Origin of the sequence: Devosia sp. Leaf420 (assembly GCF_001425445.1) — a bacterium.
GTDB lineage: Bacteria > Pseudomonadota > Alphaproteobacteria > Rhizobiales > Devosiaceae > Devosia.
In genome coordinates this window covers 444,828-458,683 of the sequence record NZ_LMQU01000012.1, presented here as the reverse complement: position 1 = coordinate 458,683, position 13,856 = coordinate 444,828, and the positions used below count along the sequence as shown (strand labels likewise).

13 protein-coding genes are annotated in these 13,856 nt (G+C 59.9%); 8 read left to right on the top strand and 5 right to left on the bottom strand.

The features are described 5' to 3' along the window. Window position 1: 1 nt before the first annotated feature. From ASG47_RS15545 to ASG47_RS15535, 3 genes are all read right to left on the bottom strand, one after another. Window positions 2-907: a DMT family transporter gene (locus ASG47_RS15545; RefSeq protein ID WP_061910627.1), complete on the bottom strand. Its 906-nt coding sequence runs from the start codon at window positions 905-907 to the stop codon at window positions 2-4. Between the two features lie 150 nt (window positions 908-1,057). Next, on the bottom strand, window positions 1,058-2,278 hold the full coding sequence (locus tag ASG47_RS15540; protein ID WP_200940949.1) for an aminotransferase class V-fold PLP-dependent enzyme: 1,221 nt from the start codon (window positions 2,276-2,278) through the stop codon (window positions 1,058-1,060). 172 nt (window positions 2,279-2,450) lie between these two features. Continuing rightward, window positions 2,451-3,158, bottom strand: a complete 708-nt coding sequence (locus ASG47_RS15535) for a Spy/CpxP family protein refolding chaperone (protein ID WP_061910626.1) — start codon at window positions 3,156-3,158, stop codon at window positions 2,451-2,453. Window positions 3,159-3,347: 189 nt separating this feature from the next. On the opposite strand from ASG47_RS15535, the gene ASG47_RS15530 reads away from it, so the two are divergent. The 6 genes from ASG47_RS15530 to uvrB all read left to right on the top strand — a co-directional run bounded on the left by ASG47_RS15530 (window position 3,348) and on the right by uvrB (window position 10,073). Beyond that, entirely contained in the window at window positions 3,348-4,019 is a 672-nt protein-coding gene (locus ASG47_RS15530) for a YoaK family protein (RefSeq protein ID WP_061910827.1), read from the top strand. A 62-nt stretch (window positions 4,020-4,081) separates the two neighbouring features. Then, window positions 4,082-4,462: a VanZ family protein gene (locus ASG47_RS15525; RefSeq protein ID WP_156464131.1), complete on the top strand. Its 381-nt coding sequence runs from the start codon at window positions 4,082-4,084 to the stop codon at window positions 4,460-4,462. A gap of 93 nt (window positions 4,463-4,555) precedes the next feature. Beyond that, window positions 4,556-4,957, top strand: coding sequence for a hypothetical protein (locus ASG47_RS15520; RefSeq protein WP_061910622.1), 402 nt, complete (start codon window positions 4,556-4,558; stop codon window positions 4,955-4,957). A 159-nt stretch (window positions 4,958-5,116) separates the two neighbouring features. Beyond that, the gene (locus tag ASG47_RS15515; RefSeq protein WP_061910620.1) at window positions 5,117-6,484 is read left to right on the top strand and encodes an HD-GYP domain-containing protein; all 1,368 of its coding nucleotides are present in this window, start codon (window positions 5,117-5,119) and stop codon (window positions 6,482-6,484) included. A 614-nt stretch (window positions 6,485-7,098) separates the two neighbouring features. After that, window positions 7,099-7,341: a DUF2188 domain-containing protein gene (locus ASG47_RS15510; protein ID WP_061910618.1), complete on the top strand. Its 243-nt coding sequence runs from the start codon at window positions 7,099-7,101 to the stop codon at window positions 7,339-7,341. Window positions 7,342-7,466: 125 nt separating this feature from the next. Then, window positions 7,467-10,073, top strand: coding sequence for an excinuclease ABC subunit UvrB (gene uvrB, locus ASG47_RS15505; protein WP_061910612.1), 2,607 nt, complete (start codon window positions 7,467-7,469; stop codon window positions 10,071-10,073). A 51-nt stretch (window positions 10,074-10,124) separates the two neighbouring features. Here uvrB and ASG47_RS15500 read toward each other — a convergent pair whose 3' ends face one another. Next, window positions 10,125-11,567: a reverse transcriptase domain-containing protein gene (locus tag ASG47_RS15500; RefSeq protein ID WP_156464130.1), complete on the bottom strand. Its 1,443-nt coding sequence runs from the start codon at window positions 11,565-11,567 to the stop codon at window positions 10,125-10,127. 430 nt (window positions 11,568-11,997) lie between these two features. Then, on the bottom strand, window positions 11,998-12,402 hold the full coding sequence (locus tag ASG47_RS15495) for an endonuclease domain-containing protein (protein WP_082511768.1): 405 nt from the start codon (window positions 12,400-12,402) through the stop codon (window positions 11,998-12,000). 451 nt (window positions 12,403-12,853) lie between these two features. Between ASG47_RS15495 and ASG47_RS15490 the strand changes: the two genes are divergently transcribed. Both ASG47_RS15490 and ASG47_RS15485 read left to right on the top strand, forming a co-directional pair. Continuing rightward, a complete protein-coding gene (locus ASG47_RS15490) occupies window positions 12,854-13,138 on the top strand; it encodes a hypothetical protein (protein ID WP_061910607.1) in 285 nt (94 codons plus the stop codon). Window positions 13,139-13,200: 62 nt separating this feature from the next. Then, the gene (locus ASG47_RS15485; RefSeq protein ID WP_061910605.1) at window positions 13,201-13,587 is read left to right on the top strand and encodes a hypothetical protein; all 387 of its coding nucleotides are present in this window, start codon (window positions 13,201-13,203) and stop codon (window positions 13,585-13,587) included. The last annotated feature ends 269 nt before the right edge of the window (window positions 13,588-13,856 follow it).

Here is a 13,856-nt window from a genome sequence, read left to right as displayed (position 1 = left end):
CTCAGTTCGTGGCCCGGACCTCAGGCAATTGCCGGCGCGCTAAAAGTGCTGGCACTGCCTCTACCAGAACAATTGCTGCAAACAGCAGCGCTGCCCCGGCATAGCCCACAGCCGGCAATCGATCGCCGAGCACCACTGCCCCACCCAGCGCGGCAAACAAACTTTCCGCCGAAAGAATGATCGCCGCATTGGCCGGCGGCACATATTGCTGCCCCACCGCCTGCAGGGTGAATCCCACAGCCGTCGACAGCACCGCGGCATAGGCAAGCTGCACCCACACGCCCGAAATCTGCGCCAGCGTCAGCGCCTCGGTCGGCACGGCAATGGCGAGCGCCACGACACCCGCCACGAGGAAACTGATGGCCGAAACGAAGATCGGCAGGCCCGTCTCCTTGGCGATATGCCCCAGCGAGAGCACATGCATCGCCCAGAACACGGCACTGAGCACGATCAGCCAGTCGCCCTGGTTGAAGCCCGAAATCCCACCGCCATTGAGGAAATAAATCCCCACAAGCGCCATCGGCACCCCGACATAAACAATCGGATGCGGCCGCACCCGCAGAAACACCAGACCGATCAAGGGCACGAAGAACACATAGAGCCCGGTCAGAAACCCGGCATTGGTCGCCGTCGTCAGGGCCAGCCCCGCCTGCTGCAGCCAAGACCCCATGAAAAACGCAAAGCACAGCACACCGATCAGCAGCCAGTTGTTCCGCGTCAACGTCACCTTCCGCCGCTTCCACTCCCCCAGTGCCAACGGCAGCACCAATAGCCCGCCGAGGATATACCGCACCCCCGCAAAACTCAGCGGCCCCATCGTCCCCATGGCCGACTTCTGCGCCACAAAGGCAAAACCCCAAAACATGGTGCAAAGCAGCAAAAGCAAAGCTGCAAGTGGACGCGACATTTTTTGTAACTCGTTTTTTAGTTTAGGCCCGGAGCCCGTCACGAACTCGATTGTCACCCCGGCGAAAGCCGGGGCCTAACCCAAGATCTCAAGATGGATCCCGGCTCAAGGCCGGGATGACATCCGACGTTGTGAGAAATGAATCAGTCTCTACAATTCCGCATCTAGTGCCTTGATCAGACTCTGGATTTCCTCTTCGCTCGTGTAGTGCACGAACGACAATCGCAGCACCCCATGGTGCGGATCGATCCCCAGCGCCTCCATAAGCCGCCAAGCATAAAAATTACCGCCCGAGGCCATCACGCCATGCTTGGCCAAGCGCTTCGCCACGTCGATCCCCGGCTCGCGATGCCGCAGCGCAATCGTCGGCGCCCGCAGTTCCGCATCGTCCGGCCCCACCAACGAAACATCGTTTCGCCCCTTGAGATAATCGAGCAGCGGCCGCGCCAGTTCGATCTCCTGCGCCCGCATCGCCTTATGCGCCCGCCTGAATGGATTGCCCTCGCCGCCGTCGATCTCGGCCACCTGCTCGAGATAATCCGCGATCCCCGCGCAAGCCGCGATCTGCGCATGATCCGGCCCGGCCGGCGTCAACCGATAGCGCGGCTTGGCATCGTTGAAAAAGTGCCCCTGGTTCGGCAACGCCATCGCCAGTTCCGGCCGCACCGCCATCACCCCCTGATGCGGGCCATAGGTCTTATAGGCCGAGAACAAATAGATATCCGCGCCCAACTCAGCCAGATCCGGCAAACCATGCGGCGCATAGCTGACGCCATCGATCGCCACCACGGCCCCAACCGCGTGCGCGCGCTTGGCGACCTCCGCCACCGGATTGATCTCGCCCACCACATTGGAACAATGCGTCGCCGCGACGAGCTTCACCTTGTCATCGAGCACAGCATCGAGCGCCCCGAGCGCCAGCCGCCCGGTCCGCGGATCGACGCTCCACTCGCGCACCTCGATGCCCTTCTGCGCCAACCGCCGCCATGCGCCGGTATTGGCCTCGTGATCCTGATTGGTCACGACAACAGCATCACCCGGCTTTAGCCAGCCGCCAAAAGCATTGCCCAGCACATAGCTGTTCGCCGAGCTCGATGGACCAAAGTGGATCCAGTCCGCCGTCACATTCAGCGCCGCCGCGATCCGCTCGTAGCTGAGGTTCATCGCCTCGCCCGCCTCGATCGAAGCGGGATAAACGCCATAGGGCTGCACCTTGGTCGCCCGATAAAAATGCTCCAGCCGATCGAGCACTACCTTGGCCGTATAGGACCCACCGGCATTCTCGAAAAACGCCAGCCCCTTTAGGCTCGGCTCGGCAAAAGCGGGAAAAAGCGCACGAATGCGGGCGGTGTCGAGTGGCAGCTGGGTCATGGTCAATCCATCAAAGGCTGATCGATTGGTAGTCGAGCCGCACTCAACCAGCAACGAAAAACCCCGGCCGTTGAGGGCCGGGGTCCGCGGACGCGATGGACTTCGGGGGCAAATCGTGCCGCTCATCGGCTCCGCACCGAAGGATGCGCGGAGCCGTAAAAGCGTTTGCTGCTTAGGTCTGCGGCAGCGCTTCTGTCGGTGCTTCGGCAGGAGTGGCCGGCTGATCAGGCGCACCCATCTGGCCCGGACGCACATGCTGACCCTTGCCGTTCGGCCCACCATGCTGGCCAGGGCGGCCATGCGGACCAAAGCCGGGTTCGCCACGCTGCGGCGTAAGCTGGGCCTGCTGTTCGGCGGTCAGGCTATCGAAGAAAGCCTTCGCCGACGGCTGCACGGCTTCGAGCGCTGCAAGCTGCGCCTTTTCCATCGCAATGCGATTGTCGAGCCGTTCGGTGAACGTCGGCGGCGTCGGTGCAGTCGCGGTCGTGCCTTGAGCAGGCGGGGTCGGACGCAAACCCTCGGTGGCCGTAGTGAATGTTTCAGCCGCCGCCAGCGCGTCGGTCTTGAAGGTCTCGAGCAGCGTCTTCTGCTCAGCGGTCAGGTCGATACGGTGGCTGAGGCGCACGATGGCAATTTCGATGCCTTCGCCGCCACGGCCAAAGTCGAGAAACCCTTCGCCACCACCACGGCGCGGCCCGCCGTCATGCGGACGATGGCCGGGGCCACCCATCGGACCATTGGCATCGGGCGGCATCGGCGCATCGGCCGTCGGCGGCTGCGGAGCGGCTGGAGCCGTCTGCGCCATGGCTGGTGCAATGGCACCCAGGCCGATCACTGCGGTCACAGCAGCAACGATGGCTTTTTTAGAAATCGAGGTCATGGTTTTTTCCTTGCATGGGAAACCGGTCGAACCGGAATGACACCAACCTACAGGCAACGGGCTGGCCCTGAGGTTGCGAGGGGATGAACTCTTGGCAAGGTCGGTAATGTTGGCCGCGCTCGCCGCTTGCAAAGCCCGGAAATCCTCGTAATTTCAGCGATCACAAATTCAACCGGCGGCCAAATTTCCGTGCTTATCCATGAAGGCGATCAGCGAACGCCCGCAATCGACGTCAAGCTGGCGGTGCTTCTGGCCGGTATCGCCGGCGCGCTCAACGCATCAGGTTTTCAAGCCGTCGGCTTCTTCTCCGCCAATATGACCGGCAATGTCTCCGCCCTCTCCGATCAGATCGGCCTCGGCCGCTTCGGCCTGACGGGTATCTTCCTTGCGCTCATCGTCGCCTTTATCACCGGCGCCTTCTGTTCCGGCCTTCTCATCGAAACCGGCCGCCGTCACGCCATTCGCGGCATCTATGCCTATTCCATCCTCCTCGAAGCCGCCCTGCTCGCCGTCCTCGCCGTCGCCGATCTCACTATCCCGAGCTTCGGCCCCGGCCTCCTCATCGGCCTCAGCTTCATCATGGGCCTCCAAAACGCCGCGACGACGCGGATCAGCGATGCCCGCGTCCGCACCACCCATGTCTCCGGCATGGCCACCGATATCGGCCTCGCCCTCGCCTCGCTCACCTATGGCAACGGCCCCCAGCGCTTGAAACTCCATATCAGCACCCTCGCCGCTTTTCTCTTGGGCGGCATTGCCGGCGTCGTCATCTATCTCGCCATAGGCGGCTGGCTTTTCCTCCTCACTGCGCTCCTTCTCCTGGTCATCGCGCTCCCCGAGGTCCGCCGTGCCCGCGCATGATGGGCACCAGCCATGCCGCCCCACCACTGGCCAGTTCCGCCTCCGGCGCGTATGACAGTTTTATGACCAGAACCATTCTGCAGGCCCTCGCCTGGCTCGCCCTCATCGGCATCGCCATTGCCACGCTCTCGCCAATCGGCCTGCGCCCGCGCCTGTCCATGCTCCCGGTCGACATCGAGCGGTCCGCAGCCTTCGTGGTCGTTGGCCTCCTCTTCGCCCTCGCCTATCCGCGCAAAATCTGGCTCGCGTTGCTGATCGTCATCATTGGTGTTTTCGGTCTCGAATGGCTGCAGGAGCTTCGCCCAGATCGCCACGGCCGCTTTTCCGACGCCATGGTCAAATCCGTGGGCGCGCTGCTTGGCCTCACCGCCGGTTGGGTCCTTGTCCGCATCGCCGAAACCATCTTCCCCCCGCTGTCCTCGGACACGCATCGCCCGCGTTAACAATCTGGTAAGACGCCCGGAAAACCGGTATTCTCCGGCCGCCTGCGGACATTGGGGACTTGCATGCTCCGCCGGCTTACAGGGGGAACATCAATGCCAAAAATCTCGCATCTCTTCTTTCGTGCCGGAATTCTCTTTCTGATCACAGGCATAGGCCTCGGCCTCGCCATGTCGATCAGCCAGAACCATGACGTCATCGGCGCCCACGCCCATATCAATCTGCTCGGCTGGGTCACGAGCGCCATCTTCGGCGGTTATTACGCGCTCAATCCCGCCAAGGCCGAAGGCCGCCTGCCCCAGATCCATTTCTGGGTCTATACGGCCGGCGTCGCCATGATGAGCGTCGCGCTCTATCTGCTGCTCAAAGGCAATACCGGCGTCGAAGCCTTCGTCGCCATCGGCTCGCTGCTGACCGCCGCCGGCGTCCTCATCGGCGCCTATGTCTTTTTCACGCCCGCGCCAAACGCCGCCACCCGCATGCAGCCTGCCGAGTAACACCACCGCCCAAACGCCGTCGCCACCCGGCTTGTCCGGGTGGTGACGGCATCAAATGGATCGCGCCCACGAGCCACTTGCTTGCAATTGCGCCATCTTCCTCGGCGTTTGCCTTAAGGATTATCCCTTATTCTGCCTGGGTCAGACAGGCGGGGCAGCATGCAGGACGTCGTTTATCTATCCGAAGTCGTCGGCGCGCTCAGCTATGCGCTCGATATCACCGAGGGCCAACCGGTCGGCCACAGTCTTCGCTGCTGCTGGATCGGCATGCATATCGGCATGCGGCTCGATCTCTCCGAAGAAGAGCTGTCCGACCTCTATTATACGCTTCTGCTCAAGGATATCGGCTGCAGCTCCAATGCCGCCCGCATCTGCAAGCTCTATCTGGCCGACGATCTCAACTTCAAGAATTCGTACAAGAGCGTCGACACCAAGCTTCCGGAAATCCTGCGGTTTCTGATCTCCAACACCGCGCGCAAATCCGGCTTCGTCGAACGCCTGCAAACCATGATCAATGTTGCCCGCAATGGTGGCGAGATCGCTCGCGAGCTCATCGAAACCCGCTGCCAGCGCGGCGCCGATATCGCCCGCAGCATGCGCTTCTCCGAAACCGTCTGCCAGGGCATCCTCGACCTCGACGAGCATTGGGATGGCACGGGCCAACCCTTGCGCCGCACCGGCAGCGAAATCTCGCTTTTCGCCCGCATCGCCCTGTTATCGCAGGTGGTCGATGTGTTCTTCATGCGCGGCGGCGCCGAAGCCGCTGTCGCTGAGGTCAGCGATCGCGCTGGCCGCTGGTTCGAGCCAAGCCTCGTGGCCATCATTCAGGACCTCGCATCCGACGCCAAATTCTGGCAGGTCCTCCTCGCCAACGATCTCGATCATTGCGTCGCATCGCTCGAGCCACGCGCCCGCATGCGCGAAGTCGACGAAGACTATCTCGACGACATCGCCGCCGGCTTCGCCAAGGTCGTTGACGCAAAAAGCCCGTTCACTGCCGGCCATTCCGACCGCGTCTCGATCTTCGCCGATCTTATCGCCGAAGAACTCGGCTACGCCCCCGACCGCCGCCGCTGGCTCAAGCGCGCCGCGCTTCTTCACGATATCGGTAAGCTCGGCGTTTCCAATTCCGTCCTCGACAAAAATGGCCGCCCGGACGAAGACGAGTGGGTCCAGATCCGCCAGCATCCCGAACTCGGCCGCGTCATCCTCTCCAAAATCTCCGCCTTCCGCGCCATGGCTCGCATCGCCGGGGATCACCACGAACGCTTGGATGGCAAAGGCTATCCCCACGGCATTTCCGAGGCTTCGATCGACCTCGACACCCGCATCGTCACCGTCGCCGACATCTTCGACGCCCTGACCGCCGACCGCCCCTACCGCAAAGCCATGTCCGTCACCGACGCCTTCGCCATCATGCAAAAAGACCTCGGCACCGCCATAGACCCCACCATCTTCGCCGCCCTCCAACGCGGCTTCGTCCACATCGAAGACATCGCCAATCCGGACGAGACGAAGGCGGCGTAAGCGACAGCGCGAGACGCTGATCGGTGCAATAGCGCGGATTACGGTGCCAAACACCATACCAACAGGTGACAGAGTCCGCCCGCGCATCACCAATCCCCACCTAGCCTCCCCTTTCCCAGGGGAGGTATCCGCCGGTAGGACCAACGAGCCGCAGCAAGAACCGCTGCGTCCCTCCCCCTACCAGGGGGAGGCTAGGTGGGGGTTGCGCGATAATGCCCAGCACATTTAGCCGTCACCAGCATATTCCCAATGAAACATCGGAGCACCTAGACACCCCGTCCGGCACAGGTAAATTTTCGACCCATCAGTATGTTAGCTCGGAAACCGGCATGCGAAGCATAACCAGCACCCCGGCCCCATTGCCTCCTCTCGCATCACCACAAATGCCTTCGCTAGCGCAGGTCATTGCAACCTGACCTATTGGGAAATCCCCGCCCTCGATCACGGCATGCTCGATCCGAAGGGCAAATCTCACATGGCGACCATCGCCGCACATGCCGCCGCACGGTTCACAGCTACCGTAACCGCCTGCTGACCGGACATCCTGCCAATATCCTGTCCTGCCCCGGCATCCCTCCCCGCCCTCTCCGCGTTATCTGCCCACGGAGGACCCCATGACCCAAAATCACTACATTGTCTGTGAACGCGACGGCGCCTGGCAGCATACCAATCGCGGCAGCATTTCTGCACCATTCAAGACCCGCGAAGCGGCGATCGAGTCCGCCATCGACGAGGCGCGCGAATCCGGACAATTCGACGCCGAAGTCATCGTGCAGGATCCCGAGACCCAATCGCGTACCGTCTGGCGCCACGGCGAGGCCGGCCAGGCTTCCTCGCCCGCCCCCGATCCACAATAGCGCGTTTGCTTGCCTTTGGCCGCGTGCTAGAAGTCGTGATCATCTCCCCTGCTGACATTGCCTGACAGGACACCCATCTAGTGGTTTCCCTGCCCGTCCCGTCCTGCTGAAGAAGAGCCCGCGCCATGGCCCCCAAATCCACTCGCCCCGGCAAAGCCGAATTTTCCATCGACGAATTCTTCGCCGAGATCGAAAAGGCCGAGGACATCCAGGCCAGTAAGCCGCTCTATGCCGAGCGGATGAAGAACAAGCGCGCCCTCGACCGCGCCGATGCGGCTGAGAAAGCGGCGGCAGCGCCAAAGACCCCGCTCGAAAAGCGCCGCACCACCAAGTCGAGCCACGACACCGCCACCGGCATGGCAAAGAAGTCCGGCAAGACCAAGATCAATTCCGTCGACCGCGTGGACTTCTCGGGGCTGGGCGAAGCCCCGCAAGCCGGCTTCAACCACATGCCGTCGAAGGCCGTAACCGCGCGCGAAATCTCCCGCGCCGCCGCTGCCGATCCCGAAGCGCAAGCCAAACTCCGCGAAGCCCTCGACGCATCCGTCAAAAAGAACAAAGCCCGAAAGGGCGAAACTCTCGAAAACGCCACCACCGTCGGCATCACCGCCACCGTGAAAGCCCTCGAGCAGATCATCCTTCACGGCCGCAAAGAGGTAGAAGGCTCCTCCCCCTGGGTGCCCCATCGCCCCGAGCGCCCGGCAAAACTCGAAGGCGGCAAGGCCTTTAAGCTCGTCACCGATTACACCCCTGCCGGCGACCAGCCCACCGCCATCGCCGACATCGTCGAAGGCGTCAACAATGGCGAAACCGACCAGGTCCTCCTCGGCGTCACCGGCTCGGGCAAGACCTTCACCGTCGCCCAGACCATCCAGCGCACCCAGCGCCCCGCGCTGATCCTTGCGCCTAACAAAACCCTCGCCGCCCAGCTCTATGGCGAGTTCAAGCACTTCTTCCCGGAAAACGCCGTCGAATATTTCGTGTCCTACTACGACTACTACCAGCCGGAAGCCTACGTTCCGCGCACGGACACCTATATCGAGAAAGAATCCACCATCAACGAGCAGATCGACCGCATGCGCCACTCGGCGACGCGGGCGCTGATGGAGCGCGACGACGTCATCATCGTCGCCTCGGTCTCGTGCATTTACGGCATCGGCTCGGTGGAAGGCTATTCCGCCATGATCATCGACGTGCACCAGGGCGAGAGCATAGACCAGCGCGAAATGCTGCAAAAGCTCGTCGCCCTGCAATACAAGCGCAACGAGCAAAGCTTCACCCGCGGCTCCTTCCGCGTCCGCGGCGATACCGTCGAAATTTTTCCGTCCCACTATGAAGACGCCGCCTGGCGCGTCTCCATGTTCGGCAATCAGATCGAGAAGATCGTCGAATTCGATCCGCTGACCGGAAAAACCATCGGCGAGCGCAAATTCATCCGCATCTATGCGAACTCGCACCACGTCACCCCCCGCGCCACCACCACCGGCGCGATCAAGCTGATCCGCTCCGAGCTCGCCGCGCGCCTCCAGGAACTCAACGGCGCCGGCCGCTTCCTCGAAGCCCAGCGCCTCGAACAGCGCACCCTCTTCGATCTCGAAATGATGGAAGCCACCGGTTCCTGCGCCGGCATCGAAAACTATTCGCGCTACTTCTCCGGCCGCCGCCCCGGCGAGCCGCCGCCGACGCTGTTCGAATACCTGCCCGACAACGCCCTCGTTTTCGTCGACGAATCCCACGTCACCATCGGCCAGCTCGGCGCCATGTATCGCGGCGATCTCCGCCGCAAGGCGACCCTGGCCGAATACGGTTTTCGTCTGCCAAGCTGCATGGACAACCGCCCCCTCCGCTTCGAGGAGTGGAACGCCATGCGCCCGCAATCGGTCTATGTCTCGGCCACCCCCGGCTCATGGGAAATGGAACAGGCCGGCGGCGTCTTTGCCGAACAGGTCATCCGCCCCACCGGCCTCATCGATCCCCCGGTCGAAATCCGCCCCGCCACCCATCAGGTGGACGACGTCATCGACGAGATCCGCCAGACCATCAAGCGCGGCTATCGCACCCTCTGCACGGTCCTCACCAAGAAGATGGCCGAAGACCTCACCGAATACATGCATGAGCAGGGCATAAAGGTGCGCTACATGCACTCCGACGTCGACACCATCGAGCGCATCGAGATCATCCGCGATCTCCGCCTCGGCGCCTTCGACGTGCTGATCGGCATCAACCTCCTCCGCGAAGGCCTCGACATCCCCGAATGCGGCCTCGTCGCCATTCTCGACGCCGACAAGGAAGGCTTCCTCCGCTCCGAAACCTCCCTCATCCAGACCATCGGCCGCGCCGCCCGCAACGTCGATGGCCGCGTCGTCCTCTATGCCGATAAAGAAACCGGCTCCATGGAACGCGCCCTCGCCGAAACCAACCGACGCCGCGAAAAGCAGATCGCCTACAACCTCGAACACGGCATCACGCCGCAAAGTGTGAAAGCCCGCATCAACGACATCGTCGACAGCGTCTACGAACAAGACCACGTCACGGTCAGCATCGGCAAAGGCAAGGACGGCAAAGAAAAGGTCGTCACCGGCGACAATCTCGCGACGGTCATCAAAGACATCGAACGCGAAATGCGCGAAGCCGCGACGAACCTTGAGTTTGAGAAGGCGGCGAGACTGCGCGACGAGGTCAAGCGCCTGCGGGAGATGGAGTTGGATACGTTGTCGGGGGAAGTGGATTAGATCCCAACGCGTTCCTTTGGAATCAATATCAGCTCTGGCGTCAATGACGATCTACTTATTGATACGAGCGTATGCGAAGCTTAGCTTTTCCAAGAACATCGCCTCAAAATTGAGGCGATTACTTTTCAGCTGATACGGTATTTTTGTACCTCGTTCGCCCATGATCTCGCTCGCGCGTCGAGCATAAGTCCAAAAGGTCCAGTTCCGCTTACTATCTGCGTATTTCTCAAAGTCTTCGACACGAGAGAAACGAGCGTGAACCGCATCCAAGTCAAAAAGCGGAACTATTTGAGCGGGCGTTTTATCTCGATATCTTTTCACCAGCGCTAAGCATTCGTGATACAAGACTTTCGACATTTTTCTATATAGATTTGATAATGTACTATCTCTAAGATAAACGTGCTTCCCGTCAAATCTGAATCCGAGATACTCAAGACCATTCTTATTTTGGTATCCAGCGGGTATTGAATACGAGAGCAAATCGCCCGCTTTTTTGAACTCAACCATGATAGTTTTTGATGATTTTATCACCAAGTTCTTGCCAGATGCCAAGATGCTCATCTGCGCAAATTTTTCCGCGTTAACACCTTCTGAGGCTGAACCTGGAATTATAAGAAGTATATCGTCTGAGTATCGAAAATATCTACCACCCCTTGAACTTGCATAATTTTCCAATGCAACATCAAAGTCTATTAAGTACATATTTGCCAGTAGATCAGACAGGGGCGTGCCTTGGGGAATACCGTACTCAAACTCATTTTTCTTTATTAGAGAAGAATGCACCCCATTTTCGCCCGCAACTAGCTCACGAAATTGAGCAGATGTGCAGAGTTGCAACGGCATTTTGTCAAAGGGCACAGTGTAAAATTCTACCGTTCGGCCGTTTACAATTTTTTCCTGTATAATTCCGAGGCGCTTATACAGATCATCTCGCTCTACGTATGAATATTTCGTGAGAGAACTATAAACAGCGAAGTGGTCAGCAGGAAGCTGATTTACCCCTAGCATTCTAGCCCATATCTTCTTAAGCTTATAATGATCGAGATGTTCAAAAAATTTCGATATATCGAGCGCAACAACAGTACAGTTGCCGATGTCAGAAATTACATCAAACACATCTTTTGCAAAGTGAATGTTGCACTTACCACCAGAACCGCCTTCAACAGGAATTTTTCGATAGGCGATGGGACAGGCACTTATGCCAAGTCGAGCCAATTCAGCTTCATAGCGCTCGCTCAACAATTTTCGATAATATGAGTAAATATATGCGTCGCGTCGAGACGCATACCTTATTGGGCGCTCCTTGAGTGTGCCCTTAGTTATTTTTGTCCGAAATGGCTGCCAAGCTTGCACGTAGCGTAGGAGTGGAAAGAACGAATTTGTCGCCACTCGATGCGCGTCTGTGGCAACTTTGCCTGCCTTTTCCGGCGAAAGGTATTTGTCGAAATGAGGATACCACTTCAAGGCATCTTGATCGGGAATCCAACCGGTCATAATTGATCCGTTCGAGAGGGGGCAGAAGCATCGCGCGCATGCGATTGAAAGCCTCTGCCCCACACCGTTCTAAACGAGCGTAACTCTGGACTGGCCAGTGAATACTCTAACTGCGCAACATAACGACATAGCGTATACTGTGGTGAGCTGGCTGATCAGCCGGCGACACCAGGTGACCGCAACGACGAAAGGATACTTACAGGTGATTATAAATATCGCGCTCGGGCTGCTGGTCGGCCTTGACAGTGATAACACTTAACTCTTGGCCCTATTTAACCAAGATCAGCCTTATCTTGGGTTCCATCAAATTTAATTCAAGAGCGGCCACCGAGGTCCCACGAAGTTTTTTTTGGCTGTCACCTTCCTCCAACCTCTATCCCGCCCCTCCTCCCTAGTACGCGGTGCTAGGTGGGCCCCCGGCTCGCCCAGCCTAAGAAAAAGAACCCCCACCCGGCCTCCCCCTGGTAGGGGGAGGAGAAGAGAGGCCGGCATCCGGCTCGCCCAAAACCCCACGCAGCACTTCAAACACCCCGTCGTCGCTGCCCAGCACATCCTCATTGGTAAAGCGCAGCACCGAATAACCGAGCCGGCGCAGATACGCCGTCCGAACGCTATCGCGCGCCACGCCTTCATCGGAATAATGGCTGTCGCCATCGATCTCAAAAATCAGCTTTTGCCGCTTGCAGACAAAATCCACCACGAATGGCCCAATCGGCGCCTGCCGTCGAAAATGCCAACCGGCGTCGCGCCATGGCTCCAGCAAGACCCAGAACCGCCGCTCGGCTAGCGTTTGATCCCGCCGCAGTTTTCGCGCGAAGGTGGTTTGGTCGTCCATGTGTGTCCCCCGCAGAGAGGATAGCGGCGAGGTAGGTTCGGAGAGATTGGGAGTTTTACTGAGGCTACCCCCACCTAACCTCCCCCTGGTAGGGGGAGGGACGCAGCGGTTCTTGCCGCGATATCCAAGCACCCACCGGCCAATCCCTCCCCTTGCCAAGGGGAGGCTAGGTGGGGATCAAAGATGGCGAGGCAAGGTTTGATCACCCGGTTCAGTCCAAAACCAAAAGACCCCCACCTAACCTCCCCCTGGCAGGGGGAGGGACGCAGCGGTTCTTGCCGCGCTATCCAGGCACCCGCCGGCCGATCCCTCCCCTTCCCAAGGGGAGGCTAGGTGGGGTTCAAAGATGCCGAAACAATCCCGATCACCCGGTTCCATCCCGCCCTTACCCCCCCCACCTACGCCAAACAACGCATTGCCCTCCGCCCGGCCCTGCGCCACCCTCCCACTCATGACCACCCTCTCCAACGGCGGCCCGCCGCTTGACGATGACGACACCCATATCCCGCCCTGGGGCAAAAACGGCATTGGCCGGTATTTCGAATGGGCCCATGCAAAGAAGCGCGCCTTCGATGCCCCCTTCGACATCGCTAGGATCCGCGCCCAGCGCGCCGCTCTGATCGGCCTCACCTACGAGGAATATGTGAGCGAAATCCTCGAACGCGGCCGCTATCTCAATGCCGGCGATACGATCCGCATCGCCGAGATCATCGCCAAGCGCCCGGTGCGCTACTAGCCCATTTATCCCCCACGCCCCCGCGGCCCCTATCCTCGTCTCTCCAACGAGGAGAGACCGACATGAGCCGTACCCCCTATCTCAGCCAGCGCCGCATCTGCGCCTATAATCGCCTGCAGGTCGATGTCATCGCGATGACCTATATCGTGCGCTTCCATAAGCCCAAGGGCCCGATCGGCGAGCACACGAGGGAGGCCTGCAATTCCATGATCCAGCAGGCGTTCAAGCTTTTTCGTCGCGAAGCCGGCATGCCGCATTTTCGGGTGCTTATCCCCGACGAGCCCTTTACCCTGGCCGATCTCGCCATTCTCGTGACGCGCCTGACGGCCGCCGGCATCATGTTCGAGGATCGCTATGCCCACTATAAGGCCAATGGCAAATTCCATAAATCTTTTCGCGTCCTCGCGCCCGCTCTAGACGCCGATGGCTTTCCCTCCAAGCACACCTGAGCCTGGGCCACTTATCCCCGCCTCGCGCCAAAGCCGCCCGCACCCGCCAGGCGGCCCAAAAATACAAAAATACAAAAATCTATCCCCGGCCCCAAAAGCCTGCCCCATACTGCAGCCATCCCATCAGTTACGCGGTCCCGACGCAGGGCCGGATGGGAGGCCGGTGGATGGGGGCGCCTGTCCGGGCGGGGAGTTGAAATACGGCAGCCGCGACTGAAATAACGTTCGCGCCTGAATCCGGACCCGCTGCAAACTCCGGACCCGTAACG